This window comes from Pseudocitrobacter vendiensis, from assembly GCF_943590815.1.
Lineage (GTDB): Bacteria > Pseudomonadota > Gammaproteobacteria > Enterobacterales > Enterobacteriaceae > Pseudocitrobacter > Pseudocitrobacter vendiensis.
Map to the genome: position 1 here is coordinate 45,497 of NZ_CALSBS010000012.1, position 20,797 is coordinate 66,293.

Below are 20,797 nucleotides of genomic sequence, written 5' to 3' on the forward strand. Positions count from 1 at the left end.
CTAACCCTCTCCCAAAGGGAGAGGGAACCGATCGAGCCGATGTTTGGTCCGGCGCCGGTTTTCCCCCTCTCCCTCAGGGAGAGGGCGGGGTGAGGGTGACCTGATAACAAAGTTAACAACGAGTCCATCAATGAGTGAAATGATTTACGGTATCCACGCAGTCCAGGCCCTGCTGGAGCGCGCTCCTGAACGTTTTCAGGAAGTCTTTATTTTAAAAGGCCGCGAAGATAAACGTTTGTTGCCGCTGATCCACGCGCTGGAAGCGCAGGGTGTGGTTATCCAGTTGGCCAACCGCCAGTATCTGGATGAGAAAAGCGAAGGTGCCGTGCATCAGGGCATTATTGCGCGCGTGAAGCCGGGCCGTCAGTATCAGGAAAACGATCTGCCGGATCTGATCGCTTCGTTGGAAAACCCGTTCCTGTTGATCCTCGATGGCGTCACCGATCCGCACAACCTCGGCGCCTGCCTGCGTAGCGCCGATGCGGCGGGCGTGCATGCGGTGATTGTTCCGCGCGACCGCTCTGCACAGCTTAACGCGACCGCGAAGAAAGTGGCCTGTGGTGCGGCGGAAAACGTACCGCTGATCCGCGTGACCAACCTGGCGCGCACCATGCGTCTGCTGCAGGAAGAAAACATCTGGATCGTAGGTACCGCTGGCGAAGCGGATCACACCCTCTATCAGAGCAAAATGACCGGCCGTATGGCGCTGGTGATGGGCGCAGAAGGCGAAGGTATGCGCCGTTTGACCCGTGAGCACTGCGATGAGCTGATCAGTATTCCAATGGCGGGCAGCGTCTCCTCACTGAACGTTTCCGTCGCAACGGGCATCTGCCTGTTTGAAGCGGTACGCCAGCGCGGTTAATGCATCATGCGTTGAAATCAAGCCATCCCACGGGATGGCTTTTTTGTGACCGCCATCCGGCGCCAAATCCTTACCTCTGTCCATACTTAAAGCACTGCCACTTGACGGAGGGAGACACATGTCCTGGCAAACGCACACCGTTTTTAATCAGCCTGGCCCGTTAAATAACAGCAATCTGTTTTTGTCCGATGGCGCATTGCGCGAGGCGCTGGTCCGCGAAGGCGCAGGCTGGGACAGCGATCTGCTGGCCAGTATTGGTCAGCAACTGGGTACCGCCGAATCGCTGGAGCTTGGGCGGCTCGCCAACACCAATCCCCCTGAGCTTCTGCGCTACGACGCCACCGGCACGCGTCTGGACGACGTTCGTTTTCATCCCGCGTGGCATCTGCTGATGCAGGGGCTGTGCGCCAACCGCGTACACAACCTGCCGTGGGAAGAGGATGCTCGCGCGGGTTCGTTTGTTGCTCGCGCCGCGCGTTTTATGCTGCATGCGCAGGTAGAAGCCGGAACGCTGTGCCCGATTACCATGACATTTGCGGCCACTCCCTTGCTGCAACAGGCGCTGCCAGGTGAGTTTAAAGCGTGGCTCACGCCGCTTCTGAGCGATCGCTACGACCCGCATTTGTTGCCCGGCGGGCAAAAACGCGGGTTGCTGATTGGGATGGGGATGACGGAAAAGCAGGGTGGTTCGGATGTGTTAAGCAATACCACGCGTGCGGAGCGTCTGGCGGACGGCAGCTATCGGCTGGTGGGTCACAAATGGTTTTTCTCAGTGCCGCAAAGCGATGCGCACCTGGTGCTGGCGCAGGCAAAAGGCGGGCTTTCCTGCTTCTTTATGCCGCGCTTATTGCCCGATGGGCAGCGCAACGCCATTCGCACCGAACGCCTGAAAGATAAGCTCGGTAACCGTTCTAACGCCAGCAGTGAGGTTGAATTTCAGGACGCGATCGGATGGCTGCTGGGTGAAGAGGGCGAGGGCGTGCGGCAAATTCTGCGCATGGGTGGCCTGACACGTTTTGATTGCGCATTGGGCAGCCATAGCATGATGCGCCGGGCACTGTCGGTGGCGCTTTATCATGCCCTCCAGCGTCAGGCGTTTGGCAAGAATCTGGTCGATTTACCGCTGATGCGCCAGGTGCTGGGGCGAATGGCATTACAGCTTGAAGGACAAACGGCGTTTCTGTTTCGCCTTGCTGGCGCATGGGGACGGCAGTCACATGAAGCTGAGCGCCTTTGGGCGCGGTTGTTTACGCCAACGGCGAAATTCGCTATCTGCAAGGCGGGTATGCCGTTTGTGGCTGAGGCAATGGAAGTGCTGGGCGGTTCCGGGTATTGCGAGGAGAGCGAACTGCCGCGTCTCTATCGCGAAATGCCGGTGAACAGTATCTGGGAAGGCTCCGGGAATATCATGTGCCTGGATGTGCTGCGCGTGCTGATAAAGCAGCCGGATGCGCTGGAACTGCTGGCGGAGATGTGCGGCGACGTGAAAGGCCAGGATCTCCACTACGATCGCCAGTGGCGGCAGTTGCAACAGCGTTTACGCAAGCCGTCGGAAGCACAGGGGCGCGAAATTGCGATGCAAATCTATTTACTGGGTACGGGCGCGCAGATGCTGAAATATGCGTCACCACCGATGGCGCAGGCCTGGTGTCGAATGATGCTGGATACGCGCGGCGGCGTAATGCTTAACGAACAGGTTATCAGTGATGTACTGCTGAGGGCGACAGGAGGCGTGTGAGGAAAAGGCGACGTCGTGGAAGAGCGGCTTTCTGCCGGTTACTCTTCCACGCGTTTTATTGTCTCAGGCATAGATAATCGCCTGTGCTCGCCAGTTGTCCGGTTGCTGCTCTTCGTACATCTGAACAATGCGATACCAGGAAGCACCTTGTTCATCCGCTTTCTGGGCGATGGCATCTTCGACATCTTGCTGGCTACCGGAAATATTGTTCACGGAAATCAGCCCGATTTCATTCAGCCCGGTAACGCAATCCGCGCTGGCAAATTCAGCCGATTGCGCCGCGCTGGTGTTGGCACCGCCAGAAAAGAGCAGGGTAGATAAGGTAAGAGATCGTTTCATCGTCAGCTCCATATACAAAACCCAATTGGGCAGTCCATAGCAGACGTCAGGGCATTCTTTCATTCGCTCCTTCGAATGAATTATTGGTGACGCCATATTGCATCAGGGAAACGTGAATAAGGTACAAACCTGTGTAAATATGATTCAACAATGTTGTTCATTATTTACGGTAAAGGATGGCCTGCGAATACCACTGCCCCGGAACCACCGTGCTGTCATCAATCATTATGATGACGTAGTAATCCGCTTTGGCCGCAGTCGCTTTGGCTTTCAGTGCGGCTTCGACATCCATTGGGGAGCCATATATCATGACGCTGATGGTGCCCATCCGCTGCAAACCTTCCGTCTGGTTACGACGAATTTCTTGTGGAGTATCCGTTGCCGCTGGAGGGGCCGTAGGTGTACCTTCCAGAATGCTGCAACTGCTCAACAGTAACGCCAGTAACAGAGGAGTAAAGCGACGCATAACCATATCCCGTTTCCTGATATTCACAGTGTAGTGGTATAAGGAAATTCCCATTAGGGGAATGTTCCCGATTTGTTATCTCAAGCGCTATTTTCGAATGAAAATCTCACGAAAGTGCAACTGGGTTCTCAATGTTAAAAATCAGACAAAGGATCATCTGCTAAAGCCCCACTGCTTTGCCTGATATTCAGTATGCCGGAAGGAGGCAACCGATGATTGAACTGGAAATGCGCATGCTCGCGGGGAATGAAATCCTGCATGCGTTCCCGAAAGGCTGCGCTGAACAGCCGCTGCCATGCATCGTGTTTTATCATGGATTTACCTCCTCAAACCTGGTTTACAGCTATTTTGCCGTCGCGCTGGCGCAAGCCGGTTTTCGCGTGGTGATGCCGAGCGCGGCCGAACACGGAGCGCGCTTTAACGGTGACGAGCAGCAACGGTTACAGCACTTCTGGCAGATTCTACTGCAAAACTTTCATGAGTTTCCGGCATTGCAGGAAGCGCTATACCGTGAGCGACTGGTGAGCGAGGGGCGTCTTGCGGTGGCAGGGGCCTCGATGGGCGGAATGACGGCACTGGGGATCATGACGCATCATCCTGAGCTTAAATGCGTGGCCAGCCTGATGGGATCGGGCTATTTCAGTTCGCTGTCCACAACGCTATTCCCACCCGCGAAAGCGCAGCGTGCTGGCCTTGCGCCGCTGCTGGCCGAGTGGGATGTCAGCCAGCAACTCGCCCGTGTCGCAGACAGGCCACTGCTGCTTTGGCACGGTGATGCTGACGATGTGGTGCCGCCTGATGAAACATTTCGACTGCAGCAGGCGTTAAAGCGCGACCAACTGGACGCTAATCTGACCTGTGTCTGGCAAGCTGGCGTGCGTCATCGCATTACGCCAGAAGCCTTAACCCGCACCGTGGATTTCTTTACGCGCCATCTCTAAACGCGCAGCACCTGCACGCCTTGTGCTTCCAGCGCTTTGAGGATATCCGGGTCAGCCTGCTTGCCGGTGATAACCATATCGATTTCATCGGCGCGGCTGAACAGCATGCCTGCTCGCTCGCCGATTTTGCTGCTATCGACCAGTACGGCGAGTTTACCGACAACATTGAGCATCTTTTGCTCGGCCATCGCGGTGAGCATGTCGGTTTTATACAACCCTTCGGCGGTAAGACCCTTACCGCTGGTGAACATCCAGTGGCCTGCGTAAAGGCTGTTTTCGCTGCCCTGAGGGCTGAGCGTAATCGCATGGCTGCGGTTGTATTGCCCGCCCATGATGATCACGCTGTCATGTTCCTGCTCAATCAGATAGTTCGCCAGCGGCAAATAGTTAGTGATGATTTGCACCGGTTTTCCGCAGATTTCCTGCCCCAGCAGAAAAGCGGTTGACCCGCAGTTAATGACCACGCTTTCACCGGGCATCACCAGCTGGGATGCGGCTCTGGCGATACGCACTTTCTCATCATGATTCTGCGCCTGATGAATATTCATCGGTGACCAGCGCGGGCGCGGTTGATTGATAGCTTCGGCACCGTTGCGCACTTTTTTCAGTTTGCCGCTTTCATCAAGCTTGTTGATGTCCCGGCGGGCGGTGGCCGGTGAAATTCCCAGTCGGGTCATCACCTGTTCTACGGTGACAAAGCCTGTCTGCGCCAGCAGTTCGAGTAAAATTTGATGCCTTTGCGCTTCCGTCATGAGCTAATCCGATAAAAAATGATGAGCAAAGATGATATTTGAAATGTCACGAAAATACTATGTCAGGAGAGTGCCGGATAGGATCTATCCGGCAAAGGAGAGCGTTGCGAGCCGGATACGTGAAGGGTATCCGGCAGAACAAGTGCTTACAGGAACGATTTGAACGGCAAATCGGGTTCAATGGTGAAGCAATCGTCAAAACCACGCGGATAATGGTACTCAAAATTGTCTTTATCCAGCGGCCAGGTGAATTTGCCGCCAACCTGCCAGATAAACGGCTTAAAGCCATACTTCAGACGATCTTTTTTCATCTCCCACAGCACGCGGATCTCTTGCGGATCGGCCTGGAAGTTTGACCAGATATCATGGTGGAACGGGATCACCACTTTCGTATTCAGCGCTTCTGCCATACGCAGGATATCAGCGCTGGTCATTTTGTCGGTGATACCACGTGGGTTTTCACCGTATGAACCTAATGCCACGTCGATCTGATGCTCGTTACCGTGCTTCGCATAGTAGTTAGAGTAGTGGGAATCGCCACTGTGATATAGGGTACCGCCCGGCGTTTTGAACAGATAGTTTACCGCGCGCTCGTCCATGCCGTCAGGCAGTACGCCTTCCGCTTTTTGATCGGCTGGCAGAGTGATTAACGCCGTGCGGTCGAATGCATCAAGCGCATGAATTTCGATATCTTTTACTTTCACCACATCGCCCGGTTTAACCACGATGCAGCGCTCTTTCGGCACTCCCCAGCCGATCCATAAATCCACGCAGGTTTTCGGCCCAATAAACGGGACATCATCAGCGCAGTTTTGCATAACCGCGGCGGCGACGTTGACGTCGATGTGATCGTTATGATCATGAGTGGCGAGTACGGCGTCGATCTGGCGAATGGCGAACGGATCAAGAACAAATGGGGTGGTGCGCAGGTTAGGCTGCAGTTTTTTCACGCCTGCCATACGCTGCATCTGGTGACCTTGCTTCATAAGTGGGTTGCCGTGACTCTGCTTGCCAGTCCCGCACCAGAAATCGACGCAGATATTGGTATTACCCTCAGATTTCAACCAGATACCGGTACATCCCAGCCACCACATCGCAAATGTTCCCGGTGCGACTTTCTCCTGCTCGATTTCTTCATTCAGCCAACTGCCCCATTCCGGGAAGGTGCTCAGGATCCAGGATTCACGCGTGATGGTTTCGACTTTACTCATGATTTATCCCTCTTTCTGTTCTCAAAATACGTCATTAGGTGATTTATTGTGATTGATAATGACGCTGTTTTTTCAAGAAAGCAACGGACTTTGATCACAAGATGTGCAGGAAACGACGTCCCTTTGTGATTTTTGTAACGGTTTGAATCAAAGTGTTTTATTTGTATTTTCATGATTTTAAAGAGATTATCTTATCGATAATCAGAATCATTTATCTCCATTTTTTGATGGTGGTTATTATTGCGGCGCAAGTCACATTTAATCAAATTAAATCTTGTTGTGATTACTTTTGATTATTAGAGTGAGCGTACAAAACAGACAGACGCACGCTGACCGCTGCGCCTTCAATCCCGGAGAGCGTTATGGATATCCTCTACAACATCTTTACCGTCTTTTTTAATCAGGTAATGACCAATGCCCCGCTGTTGCTGGGGATTGTGACTTGCCTGGGTTACATCCTGCTGCGTAAAAGCGTCAGCGTGATTATCAAAGGCACCATCAAAACGATTATCGGTTTTATGCTGCTGCAGGCCGGGTCCGGCATCCTGACCAGCACCTTCAAACCGGTGGTGGCGAAAATGTCGGAGGTTTATGGCATCAATGGTGCGATTTCCGATACTTACGCATCCATGATGGCTACCATCGAGCGTATGGGCGATGCCTATAGCTGGGTGGGCTACGCGGTGCTGTTGGCACTGGCGCTGAACATCTCTTACGTGCTGCTACGTCGCATTACCGGTATTCGCACCATCATGCTGACGGGTCACATCATGTTCCAGCAGGCCGGGTTGATTGCCGTTACGCTGTTTATCTTCGGTTACTCCATGTGGACGACCATTATCTGCACCGCGATTCTGGTTTCGCTCTACTGGGGTATTACCTCTAACATGATGTACAAGCCGACTCAGGAAGTGACGGACGGCTGTGGTTTCTCCATCGGTCACCAACAACAGTTTGCATCATGGATTGCTTATAAAGTTGCGCCTTTCCTCGGCAAAAAAGAGGAGAGCGTTGAAGACCTCAAACTGCCAGGCTGGCTGAACATTTTCCACGACAACATCGTCTCCACGGCGATTGTCATGACCATCTTCTTTGGTGCCATTTTGCTCTCCTTCGGGATCGACACCGTGCAGGCGATGGCAGGTAAAGTGAACTGGACGGTGTACATCCTGCAAACCGGTTTCTCCTTTGCGGTGGCGATCTTCATCATCACTCAGGGCGTGCGCATGTTTGTGGCGGAACTCTCTGAAGCGTTTAACGGTATCTCCCAGCGCCTGATCCCCGGTGCGGTTCTGGCGATTGACTGTGCGGCCATCTATAGCTTCGCGCCGAACGCTGTGGTCTGGGGCTTTATGTGGGGCACCATCGGTCAACTGATTGCAGTTGGCATTCTGGTCGCCTGCGGCTCTTCCATTCTGATTATCCCTGGCTTTATCCCGATGTTCTTCTCTAACGCCACTATCGGCGTGTTTGCTAACCACTTCGGTGGTTGGCGCGCGGCGCTGAAGATTTGTCTGGTGATGGGGATGATTGAAATCTTTGGTTGCGTCTGGGCGGTGAAACTTACCGGTATGAGCGCCTGGATGGGCATGGCGGACTGGTCGATTCTGGCACCGCCGATGATGCAGGGCTTCTTCTCCATCGGCATCGCCTTTATGGCCGTCATCATTGTCATTGCACTGGCTTATATGTTCTTCGCTGGTCGCGCACTGCGCGCAGAAGAAGATGCAGAAAAACAACTGGCAGAACAGTCTGCTTAATAAGGAGTTTTGATTATGACCGTACGTATTCTGGCTGTGTGTGGTAACGGACAAGGCAGTTCCATGATCATGAAAATGAAAGTGGACCAGTTTTTAACCCAGTCGAACATCGACCATACGGTAAACAGCTGCGCGGTTGGCGAATACAAAAGCGAGTTGAGCGGCGCGGATATCATCATCGCTTCTACGCACATCGCGGGCGAGATCACCGTGACCGGCAACAAATATGTCGTTGGCGTGCGCAACATGCTCTCTCCTGCTGACTTTGGCCCGAAACTGCTGGAAGTGATCAAAGAACATTTCCCGCAGGACGTGAAGTAAGGGCGCCCTATGAAATTACGTGATTCGCTGGCGGAGAATAAATCTATCCGTCTGCAGGCTGAAGCTGAGACATGGCAGGACGCAGTGAAAATCGGCGTTGACCTGCTGGTGGCGGCAGATGTGGTAGAGCCGCGTTACTACCAGGCGATTCTGGATGCGGTTGAACAGCACGGCCCGTACTTTGTGCTCGCACCGGGCCTGGCAATGCCGCATGGTCGCCCGGAAGAGGGCGTTAAGAAAACCGGTTTTGCACTGGTGACGCTGAAAAAGCCGCTGGAGTTCAACCACGAAGATAACGACCCGGTGGATATCCTCATCACGATGGCGGCGGTCGATGCCAACACGCATCAGGAAGTGGGCATCATGCAGATCGTCAACCTGTTTGAAGATGAAGAGAATTTCGACCGTTTACGCGCCTGCCGTACCGAGCAGGAAGTCCTGGATCTCATTGACCGCACCAACGCGGCTGCTTAAGAAGGAATTGAAAATGTCATTACCGATGTTGCAAGTCGCGCTGGACAACCAGACTATGGCTAGCGCCTACGAAACCACTCGCCTGATTGCCGAAGAAGTCGACATTATCGAAGTGGGCACCATTCTGTGCGTGGGCGAAGGCGTGCGTGCGGTTCGCGATTTGAAAGCGCTTTATCCGCACAAAATCGTGCTGGCAGACGCCAAAATCGCCGATGCGGGCAAAATCCTTTCTCGTATGTGCTTCGAAGCCAACGCTGACTGGGTGACCGTAATTTGCTGTGCAGATATCAACACCGCCAAAGGCGCGCTGGACGTGGCAAAAGAGTTTAATGGCGACGTGCAGATCGAACTGACCGGTTACTGGACCTGGGAACAGGCGCAGCAGTGGCGCGACGCAGGTATCCAGCAGGTGGTTTATCACCGCAGCCGTGACGCGCAGGCCGCAGGCGTGGCGTGGGGCGAAGCGGATATCACCGCGATCAAACGTCTTTCCGATATGGGCTTCAAAGTCACCGTCACCGGTGGCCTGGCGCTGGAAGACCTGCCGCTGTTCAAAGGCATTCCGATTCATGTGTTTATCGCTGGGCGTAGTATCCGTGATGCCGCCTCTCCGGTTGAAGCCGCGCGTCAGTTCAAACGTTCCATCGCCGAACTGTGGGGCTAAGGAGCGGATATGTTGTCCAAACAAATCCCGCTTGGCATCTACGAAAAAGCGCTCCCCGCCGGGGAGTGCTGGCTGGAACGGCTGCAACTGGCAAAAGCGTTAGGCTTCGATTTTGTCGAGATGTCGGTAGATGAAACGGACGATCGCCTCTCGCGCCTTGACTGGAGCCGCGAGCAGCGTCTGGCGCTGGTGAACGCGATTGTTGAAACCGGCGTGCGCGTGCCGTCCATGTGCCTTTCTGCTCATCGTCGTTTCCCGCTGGGCAGCGAAGATGACGCAGTGCGGGCGCAGGGGCTGGAGATTATGCGCAAAGCTATCCAGTTCGCCCAGGATGTCGGTATTCGCGTGATCCAACTGGCGGGCTACGACGTTTACTATCAGGAAGCCAATAACGAAACGCGTCGTCGTTTCCGTGACGGCCTGAAAGAGAGCGTTGAGATGGCGAGCCGCGCGCAGGTGACGCTGGCAATGGAGATCATGGATTACCCGTTGATGAACTCCATCAGCAAGGCGCTGGGTTACGCGCACTATCTTAACAACCCGTGGTTCCAGCTCTACCCGGATATCGGCAACTTGTCGGCGTGGGACAACGACGTGCAGATGGAGTTGCAGGCCGGAATCGGGCATATCGTCGCGGTGCATGTGAAAGACACCAAACCAGGCATCTTCAAAAACGTCCCGTTTGGCGAAGGTGTAGTGGATTTCGAACGTTGCTTCGAAACGCTCAAACAGAGTGGCTATTGCGGGCCGTACCTGATTGAGATGTGGAGCGAAACGGCGGAAGACCCGGCGGCAGAAGTGGCGAAAGCGCGTGATTGGGTGAAAGCGCGCATGGCTAAAGCAGGCATGGTGGAGGCGGCATAATGCAAAAGCTGAAACAGCAGGTATTTGAAGCCAACATGGATCTGCCGCGTTACGGGCTGGTGACCTTTACCTGGGGTAACGTCAGCGCCATTGACCGCGAACGCGGGCTGGTGGTGATCAAGCCCAGCGGTGTCGCCTACGAAACCATGAAAGCAGACGATATGGTGGTGGTTGATATTAGCGGCAAGGTGGTGGAAGGGGAGTATCGTCCGTCTTCCGACACTGCGACGCATCTTGAACTCTACCGCCGTTATCCGTCGCTTGGCGGCATTGTCCATACCCACTCCACGCATGCCACCGCATGGGCGCAGGCGGGGCTGGCGATCCCGGCATTAGGCACCACGCACGCTGACTACTTCTTTGGCGATATCCCGTGTACGCGCGGGTTAAGCGAAGAAGAAGTGCAGGGCGAATACGAGCTAAACACTGGCAAAGTGATTATCGAAACGTTGGGTGACGTTGAGCCGCTGCATACGCCGGGAATTGTGGTGTATCAGCACGGGCCATTCGCCTGGGGGAAAGATGCTCACGATGCGGTGCATAACGCGGTGGTGATGGAAGAAGTGGCGAAAATGGCTTGGATAGCCCGCGGCATTAACCCGCAACTGAATCACATCGACAGCTATCTCATGAATAAACACTTCATGCGTAAGCACGGTCCTAACGCCTATTACGGGCAGAAGTAACTAAGCGCCCCGTTGCCGAATCTCCTCAGGGATGTCATCGGTCAGGCGACGGGGCCTTTCTCTACTGCATCGTTATGATGCTTAACGATAAATATCGGCACTTGCATGTATCACGCCATTACTCCCCGGCTCATGCATTAATATCGGGCGGAAGTATTTCGCGCCCTGAGCGTCGCTCTCTTCATTCAGCGCCAGCTCAGCCTCGCTGACCGTCGCGAGATTATGGTTAATGTAAATGACACCTAAGCTCTGCACATCGTCCATATTGCGAACCTGACGGGCGTCGATTTTGATGGCGGCGGAGACGTTTGCACTTAGAAACAGCGCCGCGAGAATGGCAATGGTAATGTTTTTCATCCTGTACGCTCCACTTCAGCACTGACGTTACGGTAACTTCGCTCCTCTCAATACGGTTGTTCTCTGAGTAAAGTGTAATCATTTCTTTTAGGGCAAATCGTGACCATTTTTGATGGGGTTGTTCAAAAAAGCAGCGTATCTCATGCTGTTTGATTCTAAATCATCGCCTTAGACCCGCTTTACGCTTTGTGCGAATTATTTGTGCAATCACCTTGAGTTTCACGGGGCATACCAGTATTATGACGCGTCAATTTTTCAGCCGCCCTTTAACACGTTCCTTGCCTCCATGGGCCGCGGCTGACCCAGACAGGAGGCTGAATAATCCGTAAGGAGCAATTCGATGCGTCATTACGAAATCGTTTTTATGGTCCATCCTGACCAGAGCGAACAGGTTCCGGGCATGATCGAGCGCTACACTGGTGCAATCACTGCAGCAGAAGGTACGATCCACCGTCTGGAAGACTGGGGCCGCCGTCAGCTGGCTTATCCGATCAACAAACTGCACAAAGCTCACTACGTTCTGCTGAACGTTGAAGCTCCGCAGGAAGCGATCGATGAGCTGGAAACTAACTTCCGCTTCAACGATGCCGTTATCCGCAGCATGGTTATGCGTACTAAACACGCTGTTACCGAAGCATCTCCGATGGTTAAAGCGAAAGACGAGCGTCGTGAACGTCGCGATGATTTCGCAAACGAAACCGCAGATGATGCTGAAGCTGGGGATTCTGAAGAGTAATTTCTGATGACCAACCGTCTGGTGTTGTCCGGCACCGTGTGCAGGATGCCCCTTCGAAAGGTCAGTCCATCAGGAATTCCTCATTGCCAGTTCGTGCTTGAGCATCGTTCTGTGCAAGAGGAAGCCGGCTTTCACCGGCAGGCGTGGTGCCAAATGCCCGTTATTATTAGCGGACACGAAAACCAGGCCATTACTCACAGTATAACGGTCGGTAGCGCAGTCACCGTTCAGGGTTTTATCTCTTGCCACAAAGCAAAGAATGGCCTGACAAAAATGGTTCTGCATGCCGAGCAGATTGAATTGATAGATTCTGGAGACTAGCCATATGGCACGTTATTTCCGTCGTCGCAAGTTCTGCCGTTTCACCGCGGAAGGCGTTCAAGAGATCGACTATAAAGATATCGCTACGCTGAAAAACTACATCACCGAAAGCGGTAAGATTGTCCCAAGCCGTATCACCGGTACCCGTGCAAAATACCAGCGTCAGCTGGCTCGCGCTATCAAACGCGCTCGCTACCTGTCCCTGCTGCCGTACACTGATCGTCATCAGTAATCGGTCACGGTCCATTAATACGACTTTGAGAGGATAAGGTAATGCAAGTTATTCTGCTTGATAAAGTAGCAAACCTGGGTAGCCTGGGTGATCAGGTTAACGTTAAAGCGGGCTATGCTCGTAACTTCCTGGTACCACAGGGTAAAGCTGTTCCTGCTACCAAGAAAAACGTTGAGTTCTTCGAAGCACGTCGCGCTGAACTGGAAGCTAAACTGGCTGACGTTCTGGCTGCTGCTAACGCACGCGCTGAAGCAATCAACGCACTGGGCACCGTTACTATCGCGTCTAAATCTGGCGACGAAGGTAAACTGTTCGGTTCCATCGGTACTCGCGACATCGCTGATGCAGTTTCTGCTGCTGGCGTTGCTGTTGCTAAGAGCGAAGTTCGTCTGCCGAACGGCGTTCTGCGTACCACTGGTGAGCACGAAGTTGACTTCCAGGTTCACAGCGAAGTGTTCGCTAAACTGGTTGTAAACGTTGTTGCTGAGTAATTAATTACTCATCACCACGACAAGACGCCGGCCCTGTGCCGGCGTTTTGCTTTTCTACTCCATGCTTTCTCGCAGCGATAGTCGCTATTTCTTATACAATCCATGATAATAAATGAAACGTCATTTTAACTCTGGTGTATGGAATGGAAACTGCCTGCCCGGCTCCTGTCTTCGCGCGTAAACACGTTGCTTACGCCTGTGCCACGCTCTGTTGTCTGTTATGGGGAAGTTCCTATCCCGCTATTAAAAACGGTTATGAACTCTTTCACATCGCGACCGACGATATTCCGTCGAAGATAGTCTTTGCGGGTTACCGGTTCCTGTTTGCCGGGCTGGTGCTGCTGCTTTTTGCGCTGGCGCAGCGTAAACCTATCGCACGTCTGAGCGGTCGCCAGTTCGGTCAGCTCACGCTGCTGGGGCTCACGCAAACCTCTATCCAGTACGCCTTCTTCTACATCGGCCTGGCGTTCACGACGGGCGTGAAGGGGTCCATCATGAATGCGACAGGCACCTTCTTTAGCGTGCTGCTGGCGCACTTTATCTATCAGAATGACCGCCTGAGCTATAACAAAACCATCGGCTGCGTGCTGGGTTTTATCGGCGTGATGCTGGTGAACTTCAACCACTCGCTGGCGGATTTCAGCTTTGTCTGGCAGGGGGATGGTTTTGTCGTACTGGCCGCCTTTATCCTGTCGGCAGCCACGTTGTATGGCAAACGTATATCCCAAACGGTTGACCCGACGGTCATGACGGGCTGGCAACTGGCGATCGGCGGTGGCGCGCTGGTGGTGGGCGGCTATCTTACGGGCGGGCATCTGGCCATCGAGAGCCCGACGGCGCTGGCGATCCTCGCCTACCTCATTTTCCTCTCATCCGTGGCTTTTGCCCTGTGGAGCGTTATTCTCAAATACAACCGCGTCAGTATGATTGCGCCGTTTAACTTCGTTATTCCGGTCGCGGGAACGGTGCTCTCCGCTATCTTCCTCGGTGAAAATATTCTCGAAGTGAAATACGCGGTGGCGCTGGTACTGGTGTGTTCGGGGATTTGGTGGGTAAATAAGGTCAGCAAAAAGTAAGGTTAGCCCGATGATGTCATCATCGGGCTAAAGCATTACCGCGCGCGAATAAAACTGCCGTTCGGCTGGCGGGTAAACAGCACCTGCCCATTTCCGGTATCAATGGTTAGCCCAGTGACGACACCACTGGCATTCTGGCGAATTTGCACCATTTGGCCGTTTTGCAGGTTGCTCAATGGCTTGCCCGCGCCTTCAACCTGTGCCATCGCATACACATCGGTTGCCGGCAGATTGTGGTCGCGGAACAGCTGTGCCAGCGTCTTACCGGGTTCTACGCGGTAGGAGCGCCACTGCTGGTCGATGCCCTGATTTTCCTGGAACGGTTGCGTTTGCGGCTGGCTTTGTGCCTGCTCTTGCTCCTGCGGCTGTTCTTCCGGAATTGGCTCTGGTTCAACAGGCGCCACCAGCCCGGGGTCATTGCTCGGCGTCACCAGTTGCGTTTGCATTGGCGCGTTATCGGGCTGTGGGCGTGATTGTGACTGCACATCGAGCTGCGCAGTGCGGCTTACCGGGTCGGACGTTGTGTCGTCGTTTGACGGCAGCAGGAAGCCGATGACCACCGCCAGTGCAGCAATAATAATGCCGCGACGGTGCATGGTTGGTAGCGGGTCCATGATGCGAAGATTATCCGGCGCATGCCAAATCTTCACCAGCGTAGGTTTTAACTCAAATCGCCCGGGCATGGTTTTCCTCCTGCTCCGCGTCTTTTATTATCCTTGTCACGAGTATAGCTGGCTAACTGCCTGAACGGCGTGGCAAAGCGCGCTTTCGCAACATAAGCATCGGTAAGGTTATTCTCACAACCCATTGTTTCTTTTTCCCCGCGATTTGTCATCTTTCCTGACACAAAGTTTACCGTAAAGAGCATGACTGTTATGCTGCCCGCTACTTTATACCCGAAGAAAGGAAAGACAATGGCCACCCCGACTTTTGACACCATCGAAGCACAGGCAAGCTACGGTATCGGCCTGCAGGTAGGACAGCAACTGAGCGAGTCCGGTTTGCAGGGCCTGCTGCCGGAAGCGCTGGTAGCTGGCATCGCCGACGCACTGGAAGGCAAACAGCCTGCTGTGCCGGTTGAAGCTGTTCACCGTGCGCTGCGTGAAATTCACGAACGTGCTGATGCTGTGCGTAAAGAACGTTTTGCGGCGATGGCGGCAGACGGTGTGAAATACCTGGAAGAAAACCGTGAAAAAGAGGGCGTTAACAGCACCGAATCCGGTCTGCAATTCCGCGTTCTGACTCAGGGTGAAGGCGCTATTCCGGCGCGCACCGACCATGTTCGCGTGCACTACACCGGTAAACTGATCGACGGCACCGTATTCGACAGCTCCGTTGCGCGCGGCGAACCGGCTGAATTCCCGGTTAACGGCGTTATCGCAGGCTGGATCGAAGCGCTGACCCTGATGCCGGTAGGCTCCAAATGGGAACTGACTATCCCTCATAACCTGGCCTATGGCGAGCGCGGCGCAGGTGCGTCCATTCCGCCGTTCAGCACCCTGGTCTTTGAAGTCGAGCTGCTGGAAATTCTGTAAGCACGCGTCATCCCCTCTCCTTATGGTGAGGGGATTATCAAATCAGTGGTTAATCCTTAAGTTAGACATTTGCTGGAACTTTATCTTGCAAATACATCTATTGCGTGTATTTTTGTGACGTGTTTCCCATAGTTGAAGTGATATAACACTCACTTTCAACATATAATTAACATTATATTCAAATCATAGTATTCATCCCGCCGATTCTTACCTAATATCGAGTCATCCTATTTATGGGATCGTCTCATTAGATGAAATAAAGGCCACAAGAGCCTGCACAACACAGACAGAACCAACAGGAAGAAAATTACATGGTAGATCAGATAAAAGTCGCAGCCGACGAAGAACAGGCTCCGGCTGAACAATCGCTGCGGCGAAACCTCACGAACCGGCATATTCAGCTTATTGCTATTGGTGGCGCAATTGGTACCGGGCTGTTTATGGGGTCCGGGAAAACCATTAGCCTTGCCGGCCCGTCGATTATTTTTGTCTATATGATAATCGGCTTTATGCTCTTCTTCGTGATGCGTGCGATGGGTGAGCTGCTGTTATCCAACCTCGAATATAAATCTTTCAGCGACTTCGCCGCCGACCTGCTTGGCCCGTGGGCGGGATATTTCACCGGCTGGACCTACTGGTTCTGTTGGGTGGTCACCGGCATGGCCGACGTTGTGGCGATAACCGCCTATGCGCAGTTCTGGTTCCCCGGGCTGTCGGACTGGGTGGCTTCGCTCGCCGTTGTCGTGCTGCTGCTGAGCCTGAACCTCGCGACCGTGAAGATGTTCGGCGAGATGGAGTTCTGGTTTGCGATGATCAAAATCGTCGCCATTGTGGGGCTGATTGTCGTTGGTCTGGTGATGATCCTGATGCACTTCCAGGCACCAAACGGCACCGAGGCCTCATTTGCGCACCTGTGGAATGACGGCGGCTGGTTCCCGAAAGGCATTAGCGGCTTCTTTGCAGGTTTCCAGATAGCGGTCTTCGCCTTCGTGGGTATCGAACTGGTGGGCACGACGGCTGCGGAAACGAAAGACCCGGAGAAATCCCTGCCGCGTGCAATCAACTCGATTCCTGTTCGTATCATCATGTTCTACGTCTTCGCGCTGATCATTATCATGTCGGTCACCCCGTGGAGTTCTGTGGTGCCTGAGAAGAGTCCGTTCGTCGAACTGTTTGTGCTGGTAGGTCTTCCTGCGGCAGCAAGCATTATCAACTTTGTGGTGCTGACGTCAGCGGCGTCTTCCGCGAACAGCGGCGTATTCTCAACCAGCCGTATGCTGTTCGGCCTGGCGCAGGACGGCGTGGCGCCGAAAGCGTTCGCTAAGCTCTCTAAACGCGCGGTACCGGCGAAAGGGCTGACCTTCTCCTGCATCTGCCTGCTGGGCGGCGTGGTGCTGCTGTATGTGAACCCAAGCGTGATCGCGGCGTTTACCATGATCACCACCGTCTCCGCGATTCTGTTTATGTTCGTGTGGACGATTATCCTGTGTTCTTACCTGGTGTACCGCAAACAGCGTCCGCATCTGCATGAGAAATCAATCTACAAGATGCCGCTGGGTAAAGTGATGTGCTGGGTCTGCATGGCGTTCTTTGCGTTCGTTATCGTTCTGTTGACGCTGGAAACCGATACCCGTCAGGCGCTGATCGTCACCCCGCTGTGGTTCGTGATTCTGGGGCTGGGCTGGATGTTCCTGAGAAAAAAAGCCATCGCCAAATAAGCGGATGAAAAATGTCAAAAAGGTGCTTAACGGCACCTTTTTTTATGCCTGTCTAAACGTATTCCGAAAAATGAAACTGACTGTATAAATAAACAGTGTTTTGCGCGGTGAAGGGTATGATTGCTGGCGGGTGCCTGAGGCTTTCTGACTTCAGGCTACTGCGGAGGTCGGAGAGAGGAGGCCCCAGGAAGATGTTAACTATCAACCTGAGGCTGACTACCCGACCCAAACAATCGGATAGTAGCCTCTTCTTCGCATGGAGGCAACGCGATGCTGACAAAATACGCCCTTGTGGCAATCATAGTGCTCTGTTTTACGGTGCTGGGATTGGCGTTAATGATGGGAGATTCGCTCTGCGAATTGAGCGTCAAGGAGCGCGGTATTGAGTTTAAGGCTGTTCTCGCTTGCGAAACGAAGAAATAGCCGTTATGCGGGGAGCAATCCCCGCATAGTCGGATCCGATTCCTGGGAAAGGAACCTAAGGCACCTTTTTTATTCCCCCGCCAGCGCGCGTGGGAACAGTACGTTGTTTTCGAGGCTGATGTGTTCCATCAGGTCATCGATCATTTCATTGATGCCGTTATACATCGCCTTCCAGGTGGTGCAGGCCTCTGGCGGAATGGTCACGTTTTGGGTGGTGTGTTTAATGACTTCCAGCAGTTCACCTGCTTCGTCGTGCTCACTTTCCATCACGCTGATGGGCCCCATCGCCTGGCTACCCATGCCCTGTTTGATCATCGGGAACAGAATCTGCTCCTCTTTCATCATGTGGCTGGAGAGCTCCTGATGCAGCATGGTGAGGTATTTTGCCAGACCTTTTGGCACGTTCGGTTTGTCGGCGTGTACGCGTTCGACTTTGGTGGCCTGTAAAATCAATTCCGGCAGTTGTTCACGGTGGCGATCGTGGTAGCGCGGAATAATGTAATCGATGATTTCACCCAGCGGGGCGGTACGCCAGTCTTTCTCAACCGGCTGCTCGGCCAGTTTTGCCAGCTCAGCCTCAATGACTTCAACGTCCAGTTCCTTGCGAGCCGCAGCGTGAGCCAGGGTTTGTTTACCGCCGCAGCAGTAGTCCATATCGTATTTACGAAACAGCGCGGATGCGCGTGGGATGGAGAGCGCCAGCTCACCTAAAGGTTGGTCGCGGAAGGCCATAGTCGTTACCTCGTCATCGATAATATAAGATGTATTTTAAATGCATCTTTAATGCGAAGATATACCCCTTTGGGGGTGATCTTCCTCGGAACGGGTGGCGTGACAGGCAAAGTGCGCTTTGTTCTTGCCGGATGAGGCGTAAACTCCTTATTCGGCCTACAAAGTAGTGATAATTCAATATGTTGAAAAACTCTGTAGGCCTGATAAGCGCAGCGCCATCAGGCTTTTTTTGTCTCCTGACTCAACTCCCGCAGCGCAGGCTCAACGGGCTTTGCGCGTACCGCAATCACCACGCCCAGCACCAGCAGGGCAATTCCGCTCAGCGTCAGCAGCGGCGGTACACTCTGGCGAAGTATGAAGGTATAAAGCAGCCCGGCCAGCGTCTCGAACACGATCAACGGCCCAAGGATGACTGTAGGTAAACGCTGGCTGGCGATATTCCAGCACAGTGCGCCCACCCAGGAGCAGAGCACGGCAATAGCGATCATCAGCGTAATAAACACCATCGGACGCGGGCCAAACGGCAGCGGAAATCCATCAGGCTGGGTGCTCAGCCAGCCACAGGCGGCAAAATAACCCAGCAGCGACACCGGCAGCGTCACCAGCGCCTGCGCGGTGGCCCACATCATTGGGTGCTTATCCGGGTTTTCGCGTAGCCAGCGGGCGTTGCGCAGGGCATACCACGCCCAACACACCACCGAGACTAACGCCAGCGCAATACCGGTTGCGTAGCGTGTCCAGTTAAAGTCCTGCAAGCCGTGGCTTAACTCGGCGATATTCACGCACGCCAGGCCAATACCAATGCAGATAAGCGCCGGAGCCAGTTTCGACCAGGCGAGTTTGCCGTCGCGCTGGCTGTAGAGCAGATTAGCAAAAACCGGAATAACCACGGGCAGTGTGCCGATGATCATGGTTGAGACGGGCGCGCCGGTGCGCTGAATCGCGCTCGCCAGACACACGTAATAAATCAGGTTGCCCATCATGGTCAGCGCCAGGGCGGTAAACCAGTCGCGCCGGTTGAGCTGTTTTAGCCTTGTGCGCCCCAACCATGCCAGCGGTAGGGCAATAAGCCCCAGCGCCAGATAACGCCCGGTTGATTGCAGCACCGCAGGATATTCCGGCACGATCAACGGCCCGACAAAAATCAAACCCCACATCAGCCCCGCCAGCAGAGCGTAAAGCACACCACTAATCATTTTCATATCCATATTGCTCACTGTTCACCACAGTGTAGGCGGGCGCAGGGTGAGAATATTGTACCGGATTGCGCATTAGCGCCGGGCAACCTGCTTCTGGTAGCGCACCGGGGTAATCCCATACCGACGGGTAAATGCGCGGGTGAGGTGAGACTGGTCGGTTAATCCGGTTGCTGCAGCAACTTCCGCAGCAGGCATGCCGTGGGTGAGAAACGCTTTCGCGCGCCACAGGCGGATCGCCATCAGCATTTGATGCGGGGTGACGTGGAAATGCGCTTTAAACTGGCGTTGAAAATGATACGGGCTTAGCGCTACGACCTGCGCCAGTTCATCGAGCGTCACGGGCTGCATGTAGTTATCGTGCAGATAGTCGCGCACCTGGTCGAAGCGATGGCTGGCTTCCGCGTTTTGCGGCGCATGGTGGGCAAAGGGGCGGAAGGTATCAATAAGATCGAGCAGAACACCTTGTTGCGCCAGCGGATCGCGGGTATTCCACAACTGATAAATCTGCTGGCCGATAAGCTGCGAGCGCAGCGGGTCATGGCGCAACACATCGCTAAACCACCAGTGACGGACACCGGTGATCTCTTCAAGCTGTGTCGGGTCGAGGTAAATCATGCGATAACGCCAGCCGTCGGCGGTTTCCGCTTCACCGGTATGGAGTTCGTCGGGGTTCATGGTGACAATCGAATTCACCGATGCTACATACTGGCTGCCGCGATAGCGAAAACGCTCCGCGCCCAGCTCAATGGTGCCGATGCCGAAGGCTTCATGCGTATGCGGTTCGAAGGCGTAGCGCGAGATATGCGCGTGATACAGCTCCACGCCCGGCACCTGCGCCAGGTGCCGAAAGTTGGCGCTGTCTTTTTCGTCTGTGAAGTGGTCAGGTACGCCCTGCACGG

The 20,797-nt window shown here is 54.0% G+C and carries 27 protein-coding genes; 17 read left to right on the top strand and 10 right to left on the bottom strand.

Translation table 11 applies throughout. The features are described 5' to 3' along the window. The first annotated feature begins 130 nt into the window (after positions 1-130). Positions 131-862 (top strand): 23S rRNA (guanosine(2251)-2'-O)-methyltransferase RlmB, encoded by a 732-nt coding sequence (gene rlmB / locus NMC31_RS13845; protein WP_253898289.1) that lies wholly within the window; start codon positions 131-133, stop codon positions 860-862. 118 nt (positions 863-980) lie between these two features. Further along, a complete protein-coding gene (locus NMC31_RS13850) occupies positions 981-2,600 on the top strand; it encodes an isovaleryl-CoA dehydrogenase (RefSeq protein ID WP_253898290.1) in 1,620 nt (539 codons plus the stop codon). 63 nt (positions 2,601-2,663) lie between these two features. Here NMC31_RS13850 and yjfN read toward each other — a convergent pair whose 3' ends face one another. Further along, positions 2,664-2,939 (bottom strand): DUF1471 family protease activator YjfN, encoded by a 276-nt coding sequence (gene yjfN, locus NMC31_RS13855; RefSeq protein ID WP_015966203.1) that lies wholly within the window; start codon positions 2,937-2,939, stop codon positions 2,664-2,666. A gap of 160 nt (positions 2,940-3,099) precedes the next feature. Then, positions 3,100-3,411 carry a biofilm peroxide resistance protein BsmA gene (gene bsmA, locus NMC31_RS13860; protein ID WP_149464966.1) on the bottom strand — a complete coding sequence of 104 codons (312 nt, stop codon included), beginning with the start codon at positions 3,409-3,411 and terminating at the stop codon, positions 3,100-3,102. A gap of 206 nt (positions 3,412-3,617) precedes the next feature. Here bsmA and yjfP point away from each other — a divergent pair, with 206 nt between their 5' ends. Further along, positions 3,618-4,346, top strand: coding sequence for an esterase (gene yjfP / locus NMC31_RS13865; protein WP_253898291.1), 729 nt, complete (start codon positions 3,618-3,620; stop codon positions 4,344-4,346). Here yjfP and ulaR read toward each other — a convergent pair. After that, a complete protein-coding gene (ulaR, locus tag NMC31_RS13870) occupies positions 4,343-5,098 on the bottom strand; it encodes an HTH-type transcriptional regulator UlaR (RefSeq protein WP_149464964.1) in 756 nt (251 codons plus the stop codon). The two genes, yjfP and ulaR, sit on opposite strands and share 4 nt — an antisense overlap. Before the next feature lie 146 nt (positions 5,099-5,244). Then, a complete protein-coding gene (ulaG, locus tag NMC31_RS13875; protein WP_253898292.1) occupies positions 5,245-6,309 on the bottom strand; it encodes an L-ascorbate 6-phosphate lactonase in 1,065 nt (354 codons plus the stop codon). A gap of 362 nt (positions 6,310-6,671) precedes the next feature. Between ulaG and ulaA the strand changes: the two genes are divergently transcribed. Genes ulaA through ulaF form a run of 6 tightly spaced genes read left to right on the top strand, consistent with a single transcriptional unit; the run spans position 6,672 to position 11,078 of the window. Further along, positions 6,672-8,069: a PTS ascorbate transporter subunit IIC gene (ulaA, locus tag NMC31_RS13880; protein ID WP_253898293.1), complete on the top strand. Its 1,398-nt coding sequence runs from the start codon at positions 6,672-6,674 to the stop codon at positions 8,067-8,069. A gap of 15 nt (positions 8,070-8,084) precedes the next feature. Next, a complete protein-coding gene (ulaB, locus tag NMC31_RS13885) occupies positions 8,085-8,390 on the top strand; it encodes a PTS ascorbate transporter subunit IIB (RefSeq protein ID WP_000218362.1) in 306 nt (101 codons plus the stop codon). A 9-nt stretch (positions 8,391-8,399) separates the two neighbouring features. Next, positions 8,400-8,864 carry a PTS ascorbate transporter subunit IIA gene (gene ulaC, locus NMC31_RS13890; RefSeq protein ID WP_000776505.1) on the top strand — a complete coding sequence of 155 codons (465 nt, stop codon included), beginning with the start codon at positions 8,400-8,402 and terminating at the stop codon, positions 8,862-8,864. A 13-nt stretch (positions 8,865-8,877) separates the two neighbouring features. Then, positions 8,878-9,528 carry a 3-keto-L-gulonate-6-phosphate decarboxylase UlaD gene (gene ulaD / locus NMC31_RS13895; RefSeq protein ID WP_000056740.1) on the top strand — a complete coding sequence of 217 codons (651 nt, stop codon included), beginning with the start codon at positions 8,878-8,880 and terminating at the stop codon, positions 9,526-9,528. A gap of 9 nt (positions 9,529-9,537) precedes the next feature. After that, positions 9,538-10,392, top strand: a complete 855-nt coding sequence (gene ulaE / locus NMC31_RS13900; RefSeq protein ID WP_253898294.1) for an L-ribulose-5-phosphate 3-epimerase UlaE — start codon at positions 9,538-9,540, stop codon at positions 10,390-10,392. Then, the gene (gene ulaF, locus NMC31_RS13905) at positions 10,392-11,078 is read left to right on the top strand and encodes an L-ribulose-5-phosphate 4-epimerase UlaF (RefSeq protein WP_253898295.1); all 687 of its coding nucleotides are present in this window, start codon (positions 10,392-10,394) and stop codon (positions 11,076-11,078) included. The genes ulaE and ulaF overlap by 1 nt, the downstream gene beginning before the upstream one ends. A gap of 81 nt (positions 11,079-11,159) precedes the next feature. Here the strand turns inward: ulaF and yjfY are convergent, their stop codons facing one another. Further along, positions 11,160-11,435 (bottom strand): DUF1471 family protein YjfY, encoded by a 276-nt coding sequence (gene yjfY, locus NMC31_RS13910; protein WP_253898296.1) that lies wholly within the window; start codon positions 11,433-11,435, stop codon positions 11,160-11,162. A 340-nt stretch (positions 11,436-11,775) separates the two neighbouring features. Here yjfY and rpsF point away from each other — a divergent pair, with 340 nt between their 5' ends. From rpsF to NMC31_RS13935, 5 genes are all read left to right on the top strand, one after another. Next, entirely contained in the window at positions 11,776-12,171 is a 396-nt protein-coding gene (gene rpsF / locus NMC31_RS13915) for a 30S ribosomal protein S6 (RefSeq protein ID WP_015966190.1), read from the top strand. A 6-nt stretch (positions 12,172-12,177) separates the two neighbouring features. Beyond that, positions 12,178-12,492 carry a primosomal replication protein N gene (gene priB / locus NMC31_RS13920; RefSeq protein WP_088220569.1) on the top strand — a complete coding sequence of 105 codons (315 nt, stop codon included), beginning with the start codon at positions 12,178-12,180 and terminating at the stop codon, positions 12,490-12,492. A 4-nt stretch (positions 12,493-12,496) separates the two neighbouring features. Beyond that, positions 12,497-12,724: a 30S ribosomal protein S18 gene (gene rpsR / locus NMC31_RS13925; protein WP_000135199.1), complete on the top strand. Its 228-nt coding sequence runs from the start codon at positions 12,497-12,499 to the stop codon at positions 12,722-12,724. Between the two features lie 41 nt (positions 12,725-12,765). Beyond that, positions 12,766-13,215 carry a 50S ribosomal protein L9 gene (gene rplI / locus NMC31_RS13930; RefSeq protein ID WP_015368607.1) on the top strand — a complete coding sequence of 150 codons (450 nt, stop codon included), beginning with the start codon at positions 12,766-12,768 and terminating at the stop codon, positions 13,213-13,215. Between the two features lie 143 nt (positions 13,216-13,358). Continuing rightward, the gene (locus NMC31_RS13935; RefSeq protein ID WP_253898297.1) at positions 13,359-14,291 is read left to right on the top strand and encodes a DMT family transporter; all 933 of its coding nucleotides are present in this window, start codon (positions 13,359-13,361) and stop codon (positions 14,289-14,291) included. A gap of 35 nt (positions 14,292-14,326) precedes the next feature. Here the strand turns inward: NMC31_RS13935 and NMC31_RS13940 are convergent, their stop codons facing one another. After that, on the bottom strand, positions 14,327-14,974 hold the full coding sequence (locus NMC31_RS13940) for a LysM-like peptidoglycan-binding domain-containing protein (protein ID WP_149464960.1): 648 nt from the start codon (positions 14,972-14,974) through the stop codon (positions 14,327-14,329). Next, the gene (locus NMC31_RS13945) at positions 14,953-15,213 is read right to left on the bottom strand and encodes a hypothetical protein (RefSeq protein WP_188016909.1); all 261 of its coding nucleotides are present in this window, start codon (positions 15,211-15,213) and stop codon (positions 14,953-14,955) included. Before NMC31_RS13945 ends, NMC31_RS13940 begins: the two co-directional genes overlap by 22 nt. Between NMC31_RS13945 and bamJ the strand changes: the two genes are divergently transcribed. The 3 genes from bamJ to NMC31_RS13960 all read left to right on the top strand — a co-directional run bounded on the left by bamJ (position 15,206) and on the right by NMC31_RS13960 (position 17,967). Continuing rightward, positions 15,206-15,826 carry a BamJ family beta-barrel-assembly machinery protein gene (gene bamJ / locus NMC31_RS13950; protein WP_015966186.1) on the top strand — a complete coding sequence of 207 codons (621 nt, stop codon included), beginning with the start codon at positions 15,206-15,208 and terminating at the stop codon, positions 15,824-15,826. The two genes, NMC31_RS13945 and bamJ, sit on opposite strands and share 8 nt — an antisense overlap. A 311-nt stretch (positions 15,827-16,137) precedes the next feature. After that, positions 16,138-17,544 (top strand): D-serine/D-alanine/glycine transporter, encoded by a 1,407-nt coding sequence (cycA, locus tag NMC31_RS13955; RefSeq protein ID WP_253898298.1) that lies wholly within the window; start codon positions 16,138-16,140, stop codon positions 17,542-17,544. Positions 17,545-17,814: 270 nt separating this feature from the next. Beyond that, entirely contained in the window at positions 17,815-17,967 is a 153-nt protein-coding gene (locus NMC31_RS13960; RefSeq protein WP_188016907.1) for a Hok/Gef family protein, read from the top strand. Between the two features lie 69 nt (positions 17,968-18,036). On the opposite strand, the gene ytfE is transcribed toward NMC31_RS13960, so the two are convergent. The 3 genes from ytfE to NMC31_RS13975 form a co-directional block, all read right to left on the bottom strand. Then, on the bottom strand, positions 18,037-18,699 hold the full coding sequence (ytfE, locus tag NMC31_RS13965) for an iron-sulfur cluster repair protein YtfE (RefSeq protein ID WP_253898299.1): 663 nt from the start codon (positions 18,697-18,699) through the stop codon (positions 18,037-18,039). A 218-nt stretch (positions 18,700-18,917) separates the two neighbouring features. Continuing rightward, positions 18,918-19,895, bottom strand: a complete 978-nt coding sequence (locus NMC31_RS13970) for a DMT family transporter (protein ID WP_253898341.1) — start codon at positions 19,893-19,895, stop codon at positions 18,918-18,920. Positions 19,896-19,970: 75 nt separating this feature from the next. Further along, positions 19,971-20,795 carry an AraC family transcriptional regulator gene (locus tag NMC31_RS13975; protein ID WP_253898300.1) on the bottom strand — a complete coding sequence of 275 codons (825 nt, stop codon included), beginning with the start codon at positions 20,793-20,795 and terminating at the stop codon, positions 19,971-19,973. Between the last annotated feature and the right edge of the window lie 2 nt (positions 20,796-20,797).